This is a genomic window from Priestia sp. P5 (genome assembly GCF_029522155.1).
GTDB lineage: Bacteria > Bacillota > Bacilli > Bacillales > Bacillaceae_H > Priestia > Priestia megaterium_E.
This window is the reverse complement of the sequence record NZ_JAKWFJ010000001.1, coordinates 730,009-745,998: the sequence shown is the minus strand read 5'-3', so window position 1 is coordinate 745,998 and position 15,990 is coordinate 730,009. Positions and strand designations below refer to the sequence as shown.

Genomic DNA, 15,990 nt, shown 5'->3' with positions numbered 1-15,990 from the left:
CTATTCATGTAATGAACCGTTAGCTTATAGCTAACGGAACATGTAGTTTATCTCTTTTGCGGTGCTTTTGACAAGTCAAAGGCACCATGAAGAGCATTAACGGCTTTCTTTAAATCCTCTTCTTTTACAAGCACCCAAATCGTCGTATGGCTGTCAGCAGATTGTAAAATCTGAATACCTTCGCCAGAAAGGGCTGTAACAATTTTAGATGTAACACCAGGCACCCCTGCAATTCCTGCTCCAACCGTTGACACTTTGGCACAGTTGCGAATAACAGCCGGCTCATACCCCAGCCCATGAAGCACATCAATCGCTTTGTCAGTTGCTTCATCTGTTACCGTATATACAACACCCTTCGGTGAAATATTGATAAAATCTACGCTGATTTTTTCTTGTGCCATTGCTTTGAATACTTCTGCTTGCGTATCATAATGGCCTTCTTTACTAAAAACTTTAATTTGAGTGACGTTGGATACGTGCGCGATGCCTGTTACAAGGCGTTCTTGCACATCGCTTCCACGCTGCTGTGCTTCACCTTGAGATGTAACGAGCGTACCTGCTGAATCAGCATACGTGGAACGGACGCGCATCGGCACTTTTGCTTGCATGGCGATCTCTACGGCACGTGGGTGAACCACTTTTGCACCTTGATAAGCCATGTTGCATATTTCGTTATATGTGACAACGGATAGCGGTCTTGCATCTTCTACAATACGCGGGTCCGCTGTCATCACACCTTCTACATCTGTGAAAATGTCAATATAATCAGCCATAAGGGCTGCACCTAAAGCTGAAGCAGATGTATCGCTGCCTCCGCGTCCAAGCGTTGTTGTATCACCTTCAGTAGTTGCCCCTTGAAAGCCTGTTACAACAACGACATCATATTCTTCTAATTCTTTTAACAAACGGTCGCATTTCATCTCTAGTATCTTGGCATTGGTAAAATCATCATTCGTCACAAACCCGGCCTGTGCGCCGTTTAACGCTGTAGCTTTAATACCATTTTCGTTTAATAAATTCGTAAACACAACCGATGAAATCAATTCTCCACATGCCATAAGCATATCAAGCTCACGTTTATTAAGAGACGCTTTATTTCCATCAACAAGTGAAAGCAATGTATCCGTTGCATACGGCTCACCTTTTCGTCCCATTGCCGATACAACAACGACTACTTTGTAACCCTCACTTAACGCATTATTTAAATGATAGATTGCTCTCGCTCTTCCTTCTTCGTTACGAACGGAAGTTCCTCCAAATTTTTGGACGATTATTTTCATACTTACACCTCATCATGTTCCGAGACACTCTGGTTGCGCTTATTTTACTAAGCTAAGCTTAATAAGTGATTCTGCAATTTGTACAGAATTCCAAGCTGCACCTTTTAACAAGTTATCAGAAACGATCCACATATGGAAACCGTTATCGCGATCTAAGTCTTTACGAATACGGCCGACAAACACATCTCGTTTACCTACACAATCTGCTGGCATTGGATATACTTGATTTTCTGGATCATCTTGCAATACGATACCAGGTGCATCAGCCAATAAATTTTTCACATCAGCTACCGTTACACCGTCTTTTTCAATTTCAATGTACACTGACTCTGAATGACCTGTTACAACCGGTAGACGAACACAAGTAGCAGCTACTGGCAATTCAGGCATGCTCATAATTTTCTTCGTTTCATTAATCATTTTCATTTCTTCAAATGTAAAACCGTTATCTTGAAATTTATCAATTTGCGGAATAGCATTAAAAGCAATTTGATAATGTTTTTTATCTCCACCAACCGGTAAAATTTCCGGTGTAAACTCTTTTTCTTCTAAAATAGCTTTGGCTTGTTCTTTTAATTCATTAATTGCAGCAGCGCCTGCTCCAGAAACGGCTTGATACGTTGATACTAGCACTTTAGATAAGCCGTATGTTTCGCGCAACGGCTGTAATGCTGCAACCATTTGAATTGTAGAGCAGTTTGGATTAGCAATGATTCCGTTATGTGCGTGTAATGCGTCTTCATTCACTTCCGGCACAACTAACGGGACATTTTCATCCATTCGATAAGCGCTTGTGTTGTCTACAACGATTGCTCCGCGTTTTACTGCCTCTGGTGCAAGTGCTTTTGAAATGCTCCCGCCTGCACTGAATAAAGCAATGTCTACGCCTTCAAAGCTATCAGGAGTTGCTTCTTGCACAAAAACTTCTTCTCCGTTAAACAACACTTTTTTACCAGCTGAACGAGCTGAAGATAATAACGTTAATTTACCAACTGGAAAATTACGCTCCTGTAGGGTTTTAATCATTTGTTGTCCTACTGCACCTGTTGCTCCTACTACTGCTACATGTAATTCTCTTGTCATTTTAATACCGCCTCCAACAATTTTCAACTACTCAACATTTATCTGCATATACTGACTATTTTAACATATTATTATGCTTCATTGCGTCAAAGAAGAGAAGATTTTTAAAATCTTCTCTTCTTTGAGATTGAGAGTTCTCTTACAGCCGCAGTATTGAATAGATTCATGCAACAGCAAGAGGCATATATGTCCTATGACTCTTGACCGTCGCGGAACCTTTCGACAATAACAGGCTGAATCTGTTTATCTTCAAGCGCTGCGTACACCGTGTCTGATAACATCGTCATACGCGCTACCATTGAATTCGGCTTAAGCACCGGGTCATCTTGACCAAATGGAATAAAATAAATATTTTTAGTCGCCATTAGCCTCATTAAGTTTACACCATTTAGCCCTAGTGCGTCATTAGTCGAAATTCCCAGTACCACCGGCTTATTATTACGAAGCGTTGCTTTAGCTGCCATGAGTACCGGAGATTCAGTCATTGCATTTGCAAACTTACTCATCGTATTCCCAGTAATTGGGGCAACCACCATACAATCAAGCGGAATTTTTGGTCCTAAAGGCTCTGCTTTTACAATTGTATTGATGACGGCGTGACCTGTTAATTCCTCAATTTTCTTCACCCAGTCTTCTCCATCTCCAAAACGAGTATTTGTGGATTGTACAGTGTAAGAAACAACCGGTAACACTTCTGCTCCCAAATTAACAAGCTTTTCAATTTCTGGCATAACCGCATCATACGTACAGTGAGATCCTGTCAAGCCGAATCCTATTCTTTTACCTTTTAATGACATTATTTTTTCTCCTCTCTCGCATCCGCAGCGTCTTTTAATAAATTCACTAATACATTAGCGACAATCTGACCTGCTGTTTTTGGAGCCACAATTCCTGGAAGACCAGGTGCTAAAATAGCTTTAATTCCTCGTTTTTCTGCATAGCGGAAATCGGTTCCTCCAGGCTTTGAAGCTAAATCAATAATGAGCGCATGGGTCGGGACATTAGATAATGTCTTAGCCGTTAGAATGGGGTATGGAATGGTGTTAATACATATATCACTATCAGCAATTTCTTTATCGAGTTCAGAAAGATAAAAAGGTTGCAAACCCATTTCAGCAATACGTGCTAAATGTTCAGATTTTCTAGCTCCTACTTTTACATTGGCACCGAGTGCAGCAAAGGACCTCGCCACACTCATTCCTACTCTCCCTAAACCTAGGACAGAAATATTTGAACCGTGAATAGTAAAATCCGTATGTTGAATAACAAGCATGATGGTACCTTCAACAGTAGGAATAGAGTTATAAATTGCTACATCATCACGCTCAAATAGCTGAACGAGTTTACGGTTTGTCGTTTTGACTAATTCGTTTAAATACCCATTGCTAATACCCGAATAAATAATGCAGTGCTCAGGCGTTTTTTTAAGTATTTCTTCAGTCAGCACTACTTTTTCATTTGAAAAAATAGTATCTACTTGCCCTTCGTGATTTGTTCCAGGCACTGGAAGGATGATGGCGTCAACATCTGAAAAATCCAGCTCCTCTATCTGATATTTCGTCGCACCTGTAAAACCATGATCTAGCTGATCAAAACCAATAAGAGAGGTTTTTGCATCTAATTGAATTAATTTTCGAATGACTTCAAGCTGCCTAGCATCACCGCCAATTACAGCTATGTGCAAATCCGTTAACATGTTTCATTTTCACCTTCTTTAACATTAAATAGATGTATCTTTCGCTTAAACCATCGAGATGTAAAGTGCTATCATTACGCCCTAGAATGCCTATTGCTTTTCTCCAACATACTATGTAAACACACAGGAATCGGTGAATCTTTATCCCGGAAAATAAAAGAAACGAGATGCAGGAAGCATCTCGTTTCTTATTTTGTTGACTGATTGTTTATGTCTTCTAGCTGCTGGACATTTACAATCACCATATCTGTACCAATTTTTTCGATATTCCCCCACGGCACTCGCACTTCATCTCCTTGCTTTCGAAACCCAAACCACTTCACAGATGGAATAATAAGCGCATTAATTTGTCCCGTATGTTCATTGATTTCAAGATCTGTTTGCCCTAAAATACCCAAACGTTCTGCTCGCTTAACATCTACAATTTCTTTTCCACTCAGTTCGCTTAATCTCATAGTATCCCTCCTTTCATCTAATTTATTGAACAACCATACAAAAAATGACAAAAAAATAAGGCTGGCTCAATTATTTTAGCCAACCTTACTGTTACTGTTTACTTTCCTTTAAAACCTTTAGGTAAATCTCCACTTGGGCTTATTAATGAAAGAGCAAATTCATCTTTGAAAATATCTCGCGCAAGACCATTTACACTATCTTTAGTCACGGCATTAACAAGGTCTAAAATCTCATCTAATGAACGGTGATAGCCTAGCATTAACTCATTTTTTCCGTTTCTGCTCATACGGCTATTTGTACTTTCAAGACTCAGCATTAAGTTTCCTTTCAGCTGCTCTTTGCTGTTAGCAAGTTCTTTATCCGTAATACCTTTGTCTTTCAGGTCATAAAGCGTTTCTTGAACCGTATCATATAATACGTCGAGCTGATGGCTTCCCGTCCCCCCATAAATCGTTACAAGACCGCTGTCTCGATAAGAAGAATGATAAGAGAAAACAGAATAAGCCAAGCCGCGCTGTTCGCGGACTTCTTGGAACAAACGACTGCTCATGCTTCCGCCAAGCACGTTATTTAATACAATTAAGCTGTATACATCTTCTCCGCCGATTGGCAAACCTTTAAAGCCAAGGCAAAGATGAGCTTGTTCTGTTTCCTTTTTGCGCGCAATATGATTTGTATGGAACTCTGGCTGAACATATTGATGAGCGGAATGACTTGACGTATATGTACCAAAATAGTTTTCCACCTGTTGAATAAAACTTTCATCAATGTTTCCAGCTACTGAAATAACGATGTTTTCGGGAATATACATTTGCTCCATATACTGACGAAGCGAATCACCGTTAAATGTTTTTAACGTCTCTTCCGTTCCTAAAATTGGATAGCCTAATGGATGGTTTCCATATACGGCTTTTCCTAATAAATCGTGTACGATGTCATCAGGTGTATCTTCATACATTTTAATTTCTTCATATACCACATTTTTTTCACGAGCTAATTCCTCTTCATCAAATGAAGAATTAAAGAACATATCCGCCAGCACATCTAGCGCTTGATCTGCGTGTTCGTCTAATACTTTTGCATAGTAGCACGTGTATTCTTTAGAAGTGAATGCATTTACTTGTCCGCCAATGCGGTCGAAGCTTTCTGCAATTTCACGAGCAGATCTTGTTTTTGTTCCTTTAAAAAACATATGTTCAAGAAAATGTGATACACCATTAATTTCAGGGTGTTCACTTCGAGAACCCGTTCCGATCCAAACCCCAATGGCCACAGATCGAACAGTTGGGATATTTTCCAATACAATTCTTACACCATTTTTGCACGTATATCGTTTTATCAAGCTAGTGCCTCCCTTTTGCTTATCTCACTTACTTCTTAGTAGAAGAAGGTATTTTCATCATTCGTTCTTCATCTAGCATTGTTGACACATCGCTAACTTTCAGGCCTTTGCGTTCAATATCGGTTAACAATTGGTCAAGCGATTCGGCCGTTGATTCAGTCGGGTGCATCAGTACAATAGCCCCTGGGTGAATCTTTTTCATTACTCGATTAATTAACACTTCTGAACTTGGCTTTTGCCAATCGATTGTATCAACTGTCCACATGATGGTACTCATTTTTAACTGAGAAGCAAGCGTTACTACTTCGGGGCGAAAACTGCCGCTCGGCGGAGCAAACCATTTTACTTTTTGTCCCGTAGTAGATGTAATAATATCATTCGTTTTTTTAAGCTGCTGATTGATTTGACTAGCCGATAAAGTGGCCATATCAGGATGAGAATAAGAGTGGTTTCCTACTTCATGCCCTGCGTCTACAATCATTTTTGCCATATCTGGATTATTTTTAACCCATTTTCCTTCTAAAAAGAAGGTTGCTTTAGCATGGTGCTTTTTTAGCACTTCTAACATTTTAGGCAAATACTCGTTCCCCCATGCTACGTTCACTGTAAACGATACCATAGGCTTTTCATCGTGTCCACGGTAGATAGGTTCCTGTGGTAAATCACTCAAGTGAACCTTTGGTCTAACCTGTTTGTACACTAGTTTTTTTTCATCAAATTTACCCGCAGGTTTCATATTTTTATAAGAAGCAGCAAGATCAACTTTTATGCCGTTATAGCCAGGAACCCGTTTCCAAACGGGATCGATTCGTGCATTCGCTGCTGGCTTTTCATAATCTTTTGCTTTTTCTTCAATCTTTTGATATAACGCATCATGCTGAGCAGATACAAGTTGTACATCGGATTTAAGTGCTTCTATATATGCTTCAGCAAAAGGATTATAAATAGATTTATATGTAATTGCCAGTAAAAATAGAAATGCTGTAAATTGCACAATGGTTCTCTTCACTTATCCTTCCCCCTTTACCATTTAAAATATGTATAAAGAGGACAAGGTAGAACAAACATCTACAAACGATAAAATCGCCCTACACATGGATTTTCTTCATGTATGGACGATTTCACAATATCTATATAGTAGTAAAAGAAGATTATTTTGTTTCTTTTGCTTTTTCTTCTTTTTCTTTTTGTTCTTTTAAAATTGCTTTACGAGATAAGTTAACGCGGCCTTGTTTATCAATTTCCATAACCTTAACTAAAATCTCGTCGCCAATCGATACAACGTCTTCTACTTTTCCAATACGCTCTTCTGCAAGCTCTGAAATGTGAACAAGCCCATCTTTTCCGCTGAAGATTTCTACAAATGCACCGAATTTTTCAATTCGTTTTACTTTTCCTAAGTACATTTGGCCGACTTCAACTTCGCGTACAAGATCTTCAATAATTTTCTTCGCTTTTTCATTCATTGGCTGATCAATAGAAGAAATGAAGATTGTACCATCTTGTTCGATATCAATTTTAACGCCTGTTTCTTCGATGATTTTATTGATTTGCTTACCGCTTGGTCCAATAACATCACGAATTTTATCAGGGTTAATCGCCATTGTAAGGATCTTAGGCGCATATTGAGAAAGCTCTTGACGAGGCGTAGCAATCGTTGACATCATATGATTTAAGATCTGCATACGGCCTTTTTTTGCTTGTTGAAGGGCTTCGTCTAAAATTTCACGAGATAACCCGTCAATTTTAATATCCATTTGAAGCGCAGTTACGCCATTTTCTGTACCTGCTACTTTAAAGTCCATATCTCCTAGGTGATCTTCCATTCCTTGAATGTCCGTTAGAATCGAGTAGTGTTCACCTGATTTGATCAGACCCATGGCAATCCCTGCTACAGGTGCTTTAATTGGAACCCCAGCATCCATCATTGCAAGCGTACTTGCACAAATACTTGCTTGTGAAGTAGAACCGTTTGACTCTAATACTTCAGATACAAGACGAATTGTATAAGGGAAATCTTTTTCATTTGGAATAACCGGCTCAAGTGCACGTTCACCTAGCGCACCATGTCCAATTTCACGACGACCTGGTCCGCGCATCGGTCTAGTTTCACCAACACTAAATGAAGGGAAGTTATAGTGATGCATGAAGCGTTTAGATTCTTCTACACTTAAACCATCTAAAATTTGTACATCGCCAAGTGCACCTAATGTACAGATGCTAAGCGCTTGAGTTTGTCCACGCGTAAATAATCCAGATCCGTGTGTACGAGGAAGCAAGTTTGTTTCAGAAGAAAGTGGACGAATTTCGTCAATACTACGGCCATCAGGACGCACTTTTTCTTCTGTGATCAAGCGACGCACTTCACTTTTAACAAGCTTCGATAAAATTTCATTCACTTGATTTAGTACTTCTTCTTCTACAGCTTGCTCTTCAAATTTTGCAGCTACTGCGCTTTTCACTTCTTTAATCGCATTTTCGCGCGCATGCTTTTCTTGAACTTGAACGGCACGGTTCATGTCACCTTCTGCAATTTCGCGAACTTGACGCTCAAGGTCAGCATCAACAGTGTAAAGCTCAACTTCTACTTTTTCTTTGCCTACTGCTGCTACAATTTCTTCTTGGAACGCAATTAATTTTTTAATTTGCTCGTGTCCAAACATAATTGCTTCTAGCATTACTTCTTCCGGTACTTCATCCGCGCCTGCTTCAACCATGTTGATCGCGTCTTTTGTACCAGCAACCGTCAGATGAATATCGCTTTTTTCAAGCTCATCTACCGTTGGGTTTACAACAAATTCGTTGTCTACACGGCCTACGATTACGCCTGCAATAGGACCTTCAAATGGAATATCAGATACTGATAATGCTAATGAAGAGCCGAACATTGCCGCGATTTCTGAAGAACAGTTTTGATCTACGCTCATTACAACGCTGACAACTTGAACTTCGTTTCGGAAACCATCTGCGAATAAAGGACGAATCGGACGGTCGATTAAACGGCTAGCCAAGATTGCTTTTTCACTTGGTCTGCCTTCACGCTTAATGAATCCACCTGGGATTTTACCGACTGCATATAAACGCTCTTCATAGTTTACTGTTAACGGGAAGAAATCTACATTTTTAGGCTCTTTTGAAGCCGTTGCTGTACTTAATACAACTGTGTCTCCATAGCGGATTAATGCTGCGCCATTTGCTTGTTTTGCCAACTGGCCAACTTCAACTTCTAGCTTTCGTCCAGCTAGATCTACGGAGAACACTCGTTTTTCTTGTTCCATATCGACGAGTACCCCTCTCTACATATAAAATATGTATGTAATCAAATGTGATAGTTTTATTATAAACGAAATATCCAAAAACAATAGCTTTTTTCACATTATGTAGCATCTTTAATGTTTCTTAAATGTACATACTAAAAAAGCGGGAATGCTCCCGCTTTCTTCTTATTATCGACGTAAACCAAGTTTGTTGATTAACTCACGATAACGAGTAACGTCTTTGTTACGTAGGTAGTTAAGTAAGTTACGACGTCGACCTACCATTTTTAAAAGACCACGACGTGAATGGTGATCCTTTTTATGAGTACGTAAGTGACCGTTTAGATTGTTAATTTGCTCTGTTAGGACAGCGATTTGAACTTCTGGAGAACCAGTGTCGTTCGCATGAGTTTTGTACTCACTAATGATTTCATTTTTACGCTCTTGTGTGATAGCCATCCTATTCACCTCCTTATTATTAAACCCCAGTTACCGAGCAAAACGTTGGTGAATCGTAATGCCAAGCAATGGTTGTTTTACATACAAGTGTTATGTTACTACTTATTGAAGCAAAAAGCAAGTCGTAGCAGCTATTTATATATATTTTTTTATTTCTTATGCTTTTGAATTCCTTCAAAATAAGCAAGGGCTTCTTCCTTGTCCTTTGAGATCTGACCGACAAGCTCTTCGATGCCGTTGAACTTTTTTTCTGACCGAATCATTCGGTGCCATTTCACCGTTACGTGCTGATCGTAGATTTGTTCGTCAAATGATAATAAGTGGACTTCGATTGTTGGCTTTTCTAAATTATCGTGAAAAGTCGGCTTATAGCCCACGTTGCATACTCCTGCATACCACTTGCCGTGGAGCTGAAGCTCAACAGCATACACGCCGATGCGCGGAAGTAAATACTCATCGTCTAAGGCGATATTAGCAGTTGGAAAACCTATTTGCCTGCCTCGCTTTTCTCCATGAGTTACTGTGCCTGACACTTCATAATAGCGCCCAAGCAGCTCTTTTACTCGATGCATGTCTCCATTTGCTAAATTTTCGCGAATAAGCGTTGAACTAATTTTTTCTTCGCCATTTGTTAACTTATCAATTGTTGTTTGAGTGAATTTTGATCGAGAATGAAATGGTAGTATTTCCATTGTTCCTTTACCTAACTTTCCATACGTATAGTCAAATCCAGCTACCACATGCTGCACATTCAAGCCAATAATATACTGATCAACAAACTCTTGAGGCAATAGTGCTGCAAACTGTTTATCAAAATGAACGATATATAAAAAGTCAATTCCCATTTCCTCAATGAGTTTCTTTTTTTCTTGAAGTGGTGTGATCATATCAATGTGCTGCACGTTGCGCCCGAGCACCACAGAAGGGTGAGGAGTAAACGTCATCACAGCACTAGCTATGCCTTTTTCATCGGCTAACTGTTTTGCTGAATTTATCACTTGCTGATGCCCTAAATGCACACCATCAAAATAACCAAGCGCTAACACTGATTGTTGAACAGCTTCTCGTTGAAAGTGGTGTGGATGTCGAATTTCAATCGTTTCCAAAACACAGTTCACCTTTTCCCTAACCGGTCTAGTCGATTGCCAACACTTTAACCGGCTTCATTAAATGTTTTTTCGTTGGGTGCTGAGCATAAATTGCTAAGCACTTGCCTGCAGAATTTATCATTAAAAAGAATGGTTCCTTTTTTAACTCTTCATCTTCTGTGCACGGCAATACCGCGCCATTTTTCACTTTCTCTGCTAATGTATCACTAATTTGAAGTTTCGGCAAATGATTAAGAGCTTCTTCGATCGAATGCAGTTTCTCATTAATCGTTTCTTCTTCTACCGCCCGTTCAATATCTTCAAATGTCACACAATCTTCTAGTGAAAACTGCCCTGAACCCGTTCGCTGCAAATAAGACATATGAGACGGATAGCCAAGAGCTTCTCCAATCATCACAGCAAGCGTTCGCACATATGTACCTTTGCTGCACGTTACGCGGAATTTGAAGGAAATTTGTTCTCCCTCAAATGTAGCGCGATCATCCAGCAGTTCAAAGCTATAAATATGAATATTTCTAACAGGGCGCTCTACTTCAATTCCTTGCCTTGCATATTCATACAGCTTTTTACCTTTGACTTTTACCGCGGAGTACATTGGAGGCACTTGCTGAAGTTCTCCTGTCATCGAAGACAGCACTTCTTCGATTTGAGCACGTGAAAAAGAATCCACTACTTTCTTTTCTTCTACAATCTCTCCGGAAGAATCTTCTGTTGTTGTAGAAAATCCGAGTGTCACTTCTCCCTCATAGGTTTTAGTAGCTCCTGTTAGATACTCTACAATTTTGGTAGCTCTACCAATACAAATAGGCAATACCCCTGTAACGTCTGGGTCTAATGTGCCTGTATGCCCTACTTTTTTAGTGCGAAGCAGCTTTCGGACTTTAAACACACAGTCGTGCGAAGTCAGGCCAGCTGGTTTATGTAAAACTAAAACACCGTCCACTCATTCTTCATCTCCTTTTCATTTAAAAAAGGGTGTCTCAGAAGCAAAAACCACTTTTGAGACACCCTTTTTTGTTTCTACATTCACTGATCTTATTCGTTCTCTTGATGGTCATCGCTTTCTTTTTTAATTTCATGAAGCAATGATTCAATTCGATTACCATAATCAATTGATTCATCAAACTCAAACGTAATTTCAGGTGTTTTACGTAAACGAATGCGCTGACCGATTTCTGAGCGGATAAATCCTTTTGCTTTCGCAAGGCCTTTTAACGTATTCTCACGCTGTTCAGCATCTCCTAAAACAGAGATATAAACTTTCGCTTGCTGTAAATCCCCTGATACTTGAACATCTGTTACAGTCACAAAACCAATGCGCGGATCCTTGATTTTACGATTTAAAATCTCGCCCATCTCTTTTTTCATTTGTTCTCCGACTCTAGTTGCTCTTATGTTCATCTGTGTCACCCCTTTTATAACCAATCAAAAGTTGTAATGGTACGTTCAATCTCTGGAAAAGAATCAATCAAGCTTAGCGCTTTTTGCAGTTCTTGTTCCGTTGTGACACGGCTAGATGAGACTGCGACAATGCTAATTTTTGTTCGTTGCCACACATCTTGAAAATCAGTTTCTGAAACTGATACGTTAAACCGCTGCTTCAAGCGCATCAAGATGCGCTGAAGCACGGCACGTTTTTCTTTAAGAGAAGCAGCGTCGTAAATTAAGCATTCACACTCCACTAGTCCAATCATTTAGGATCAATTTGCTCCATTACATATGCTTCAATAATATCTCCTTCTTTAATATCATTGAAGTTTTTAATTGTAATACCACACTCATATCCTTGAGCGACTTCTTTTGCATCGTCTTTAAAGCGTTTTAGCACATCTACTTCACCTTCAAAGATAACAATTCCGTCACGGATTAAACGAATTCCACTGTTACGCGTAATTTTACCGTCTGTTACGTAACTTCCTGCGATTGTACCAACTTTTGATACTTTGAATGTTTGACGTACTTCCACCTGACCGATGATTTTTTCAGCAAATTCAGGATCAAGCATTCCTTTCATCGCAGATTCAATTTCTTCAATTACTTTATAAATAATGCGGTGAAGACGAATATCTACGTTTTCTACGTCAGCTGTACGTTTTGCTCCAGCATCCGGACGCACGTTAAAGCCGATAACGATTGCGTTAGAAGCAGTTGCAAGAATGATATCAGATTCTGTAATCGCACCTACACCCGTATGGATAATACGAACATTTACACCCTCTACATCAATCTTTTGAAGAGCAGCAGCCAATGCTTCTACAGAACCTTGTACGTCTGCTTTTACGATAAGGTTTAAGTCTTTCATTTCACCTTGTTTAATTTTTTCAAATAAATCATCTAAGCTTACGCGAGATTTTTCACCGCGCTGTTGTTCAAGCTGCTTTTGAGCACGTGCTTCTCCAATTTGACGAGCTGTTTTCTCATCTTCAAACACTAAGAAACGATCTCCAGCTAACGGAACTTCGTTTAAGCCAGTAATCTCAACCGGAGTAGATGGTCCTACTTCCTTCACACGGCGGCCGATATCATTTACCATTGCGCGAACGCGGCCAAACGTATTTCCGACTACGATTGGATCACCTACGCGTAGTGTACCAGTTTGAACAAGAAGCGTTGCTACAGACCCACGGCCTTTATCTAACTGTGCTTCTACAACTGTACCTGCTGCACGACGGTTAGGATTTGCTTTTAACTCTTCTACTTCACTTACAAGTAAAATCATTTCAAGCAATTGATCGATCCCTTCACCTGAAATGGCTGAAAGCTTACAGAAGATTGTTTCTCCGCCCCACTCTTCAGCTACAAGGCCGTGCTCCATTAGTTCTTGCATCACGCGATCTGGATTTGCTGCTTCTTTATCCATTTTGTTAACCGCAACAATAATTGGCACTTCTGCTGCTTTTGCATGGTTAATCGCTTCAATTGTTTGAGGCATTACACCATCGTCTGCTGCAACAACAAGGATTGTAATATCCGTTACTTGCGCACCGCGAGCACGCATCGTTGTAAATGCAGCATGCCCTGGTGTATCAAGGAATGTAATTTTCTTTTCGTCAACCACAACTTGATAAGCACCGATATGCTGCGTGATACCGCCTGCTTCTGCAGCCGTTACTTTTGTGTTACGGATAGAATCAAGAAGCGTCGTTTTACCGTGGTCAACGTGACCCATGATTGTAACAACTGGAGGACGCACTTGAAGGTCTTTTTCGTCATCAATGATTTCTAATGATTCAAAAGCAGTGTCATCTACTACTACTTCTTCTTCAACTTCTACACCGTATTCTCCGGCAATTAGTTCGATAGAATCTTTATCTAACTCTTGGTTAATTGTTGCCATTACACCAAGCATAAATAGTTTTTTAATAATTTCAGAAGGCTCTTTGCCTAATTCTTTTGCTAACTCAGAAACCGTTAAGCTTCCGACAAACGTTACTTTTTCCGGTAACTCTTTTGCAGCTGCTGGAGCTGGTCTACCTTTTGGTGCCTGTGACTTTTGTGCCTGTGGCTTTTTGTTACCTTTATTGTTTCCTTTGTTAGCTGTTGATTTTGTATTTTTATTCAATACTTTCACCCCCATAAAATTAACCGAGCATCGTTGCTAGCTTTTTAGCAAATCCCTCGTCCATAACGGCCACCACAACTCGAGCATCCTTACCAATCGCTTGACCTAGCGTGTAGCGATCGGGAACGATTTTAACCGAAACATTGTAGTAAGAACATTTATCCGTTACTTTTTTCTTTGTGTTTTCAGACGCATCGCTTGCTAAAAGTACTAACTTTGCTTTTTGTTTCCGAACTTCTCTAACCACAAGTTCTTCTCCAGAAATCAATTTGCGTGCACGGTTTGCAAGCCCTAAAAAGGAGATCCATTGTTCATTCATTAGCGTGACTGTTTCTCCTTTTCTACAAGCGCTAGCAACTCTTCATAAACCGCTTCATCTATTGACGCGCCTAAATGTGTCGAAAGCACATTTTTCTTTTTTGCCAATAAAATTGCTTCTTTATCCTTGCTTACATAAGCTCCGCGCCCGGACTTTTTACCCGTTACATCAACTGAAACGTCGCCTTCTTTTGAGCGTACAACGCGTACTAGCTCTTTTTTAGGCTTCATTTCTCCAGTGGCCACACATTTTCGCATCGGGACTTTTTTACGATTGTTCACCTTGGCTCACCTCTTATTCCATATCTTCATCTGAATCAAATGCATGTTGACTTACTAGCATATCATCGCTGTTTTTTACAACCATACCTTCTTGTTCAGCTTCTGATTGACTTTTAATATCAATTTTCCAGCCTGTCAGCTTAGCAGCTAGACGTGCATTTTGTCCACGTTTACCAATTGCAAGTGACAGCTGATAGTCAGGAACGATAACAGTTGTTGCTTTTTCATTTTCATCTACAATCACATCTACTACCTTAGATGGACTTAGGGCATTGGCAACAAATTCAACTGGGTCATTTGACCAGCGAACGATGTCAATTTTTTCACCTTTTAGTTCATTTACAACAGCCTGTACGCGCTGACCTTTTGGCCCAACACAAGAACCGACCGGATCTACTTCAGCATACTCAGAATGAACAGAGATTTTTGAACGGTCTCCAGCTTCGCGAGCTACTGATTTTAATTCAACTGTACCGTCATAGATTTCCGGTACTTCTTTTTCGAAAAGACGTTTTAAAAGACCTGGATGCGTACGTGAAACATAGATTTGTGGGCCTTTTGTTGTTTTTTCTACTTTCGTAATATACACTTTAATACGATCATGAGGTTTATACTGCTCATTTGGCATTTGCTCGCTTTGAGGAAGCAATGCTTCAATTTTGCCAAGGCTCACATAGATGAAGCGAGAATCTTGACGCTGAACAATACCTGTCATAATATCTTCTTCGCGATCGCTGAACTCTGAATAGATAACGCCTCGTTCCGCCTCACGAACACGCTGTGTAACAACTTGTTTTGCTGTTTGAGCCGCGATGCGTCCAAAGTCTTTTGGCGTTACTTCGATTTCTACAACATCGTCTAGCTGAAAGTTAGGGTTGATTGTTTGTGCTTCTTCAACCGAAATTTCCAGGCGTGGATCATATACTTCATCAACCACATCTTTGCGAGCAAACACGCGCATTGAACCTCTTTCTAAATTTAAATCAACGCGTACGTTTTGCGCTTGGTTAAAGTTGCGTTTGTAAGCAGAAATTAGCGCTGCTTCAATTGCTTCAATAATTACATCTTTGCTAATGCCTTTCTCTTTTTCAAGAATGACTAAGGCATCAAATAACTCACTGCTCATCGTTGGATAATCCCCCTTTA

General features: G+C 39.9%; 16 protein-coding genes and 1 pseudogene. All 17 read right to left on the bottom strand.

The window, feature by feature from the left end; translation table 11 throughout:
* Positions 1-47 precede the first annotated feature (47 nt).
* The 17 genes and pseudogenes from dapG to nusA all read right to left on the bottom strand — a co-directional run bounded on the left by dapG (position 48) and on the right by nusA (position 15,970).
* Positions 48-1,280 (bottom strand): aspartate kinase, encoded by a 1,233-nt coding sequence (gene dapG / locus MMB69_RS03840; RefSeq protein WP_221784434.1) that lies wholly within the window; start codon positions 1,278-1,280, stop codon positions 48-50.
* Between the two features lie 39 nt (positions 1,281-1,319).
* Positions 1,320-2,363 (bottom strand): aspartate-semialdehyde dehydrogenase, encoded by a 1,044-nt coding sequence (gene asd, locus MMB69_RS03835; RefSeq protein ID WP_277447179.1) that lies wholly within the window; start codon positions 2,361-2,363, stop codon positions 1,320-1,322.
* Between the two features lie 191 nt (positions 2,364-2,554).
* Entirely contained in the window at positions 2,555-3,160 is a 606-nt protein-coding gene (locus MMB69_RS03830) for a dipicolinate synthase subunit B (RefSeq protein ID WP_013058825.1), read from the bottom strand.
* Positions 3,160-4,059, bottom strand: a complete 900-nt coding sequence (gene dpaA, locus MMB69_RS03825; protein ID WP_013058826.1) for a dipicolinic acid synthetase subunit A — start codon at positions 4,057-4,059, stop codon at positions 3,160-3,162. Before dpaA ends, MMB69_RS03830 begins: the two co-directional genes overlap by 1 nt.
* A gap of 188 nt (positions 4,060-4,247) precedes the next feature.
* Complete coding sequence (locus MMB69_RS03820; RefSeq protein WP_016765372.1) at positions 4,248-4,514, bottom strand: YlmC/YmxH family sporulation protein; 267 nt, start codon at positions 4,512-4,514, stop codon at positions 4,248-4,250.
* A gap of 98 nt (positions 4,515-4,612) precedes the next feature.
* Positions 4,613-5,857, bottom strand: a complete 1,245-nt coding sequence (locus MMB69_RS03815) for a M16 family metallopeptidase (protein ID WP_221784435.1) — start codon at positions 5,855-5,857, stop codon at positions 4,613-4,615.
* A 28-nt stretch (positions 5,858-5,885) separates the two neighbouring features.
* Positions 5,886-6,866: a polysaccharide deacetylase family protein gene (locus MMB69_RS03810; protein ID WP_013058829.1), complete on the bottom strand. Its 981-nt coding sequence runs from the start codon at positions 6,864-6,866 to the stop codon at positions 5,886-5,888.
* 142 nt (positions 6,867-7,008) lie between these two features.
* A complete protein-coding gene (pnp, locus tag MMB69_RS03805; RefSeq protein WP_264408520.1) occupies positions 7,009-9,135 on the bottom strand; it encodes a polyribonucleotide nucleotidyltransferase in 2,127 nt (708 codons plus the stop codon).
* A gap of 168 nt (positions 9,136-9,303) precedes the next feature.
* The gene (rpsO, locus tag MMB69_RS03800) at positions 9,304-9,573 is read right to left on the bottom strand and encodes a 30S ribosomal protein S15 (protein ID WP_013058831.1); all 270 of its coding nucleotides are present in this window, start codon (positions 9,571-9,573) and stop codon (positions 9,304-9,306) included.
* A gap of 149 nt (positions 9,574-9,722) precedes the next feature.
* Positions 9,723-10,679: a bifunctional riboflavin kinase/FAD synthetase gene (gene ribF, locus MMB69_RS03795; protein ID WP_221784437.1), complete on the bottom strand. Its 957-nt coding sequence runs from the start codon at positions 10,677-10,679 to the stop codon at positions 9,723-9,725.
* 28 nt (positions 10,680-10,707) lie between these two features.
* Entirely contained in the window at positions 10,708-11,625 is a 918-nt protein-coding gene (gene truB, locus MMB69_RS03790; protein ID WP_221784438.1) for a tRNA pseudouridine(55) synthase TruB, read from the bottom strand.
* Positions 11,626-11,717: 92 nt separating this feature from the next.
* Complete coding sequence (gene rbfA / locus MMB69_RS03785) at positions 11,718-12,083, bottom strand: 30S ribosome-binding factor RbfA (protein WP_013058834.1); 366 nt, start codon at positions 12,081-12,083, stop codon at positions 11,718-11,720.
* Positions 12,084-12,097: 14 nt separating this feature from the next.
* Positions 12,098-12,376: a DUF503 domain-containing protein gene (locus MMB69_RS03780; RefSeq protein ID WP_013058835.1), complete on the bottom strand. Its 279-nt coding sequence runs from the start codon at positions 12,374-12,376 to the stop codon at positions 12,098-12,100.
* Positions 12,373-14,241, bottom strand: a pseudogene (infB, locus tag MMB69_RS03775) (translation initiation factor IF-2); the annotation flags it as partial. The pseudogene infB and the gene MMB69_RS03780, both read right to left, overlap by 4 nt.
* 22 nt (positions 14,242-14,263) lie before the next feature.
* Positions 14,264-14,563, bottom strand: a complete 300-nt coding sequence (locus MMB69_RS03770) for a YlxQ family RNA-binding protein (protein ID WP_013058837.1) — start codon at positions 14,561-14,563, stop codon at positions 14,264-14,266.
* On the bottom strand, positions 14,563-14,844 hold the full coding sequence (gene rnpM, locus MMB69_RS03765; protein WP_013058838.1) for an RNase P modulator RnpM: 282 nt from the start codon (positions 14,842-14,844) through the stop codon (positions 14,563-14,565). Before rnpM ends, MMB69_RS03770 begins: the two co-directional genes overlap by 1 nt.
* 13 nt (positions 14,845-14,857) lie before the next feature.
* Positions 14,858-15,970 carry a transcription termination factor NusA gene (nusA, locus tag MMB69_RS03760; RefSeq protein ID WP_013058839.1) on the bottom strand — a complete coding sequence of 371 codons (1,113 nt, stop codon included), beginning with the start codon at positions 15,968-15,970 and terminating at the stop codon, positions 14,858-14,860.
* Positions 15,971-15,990: the final 20 nt, after the last annotated feature.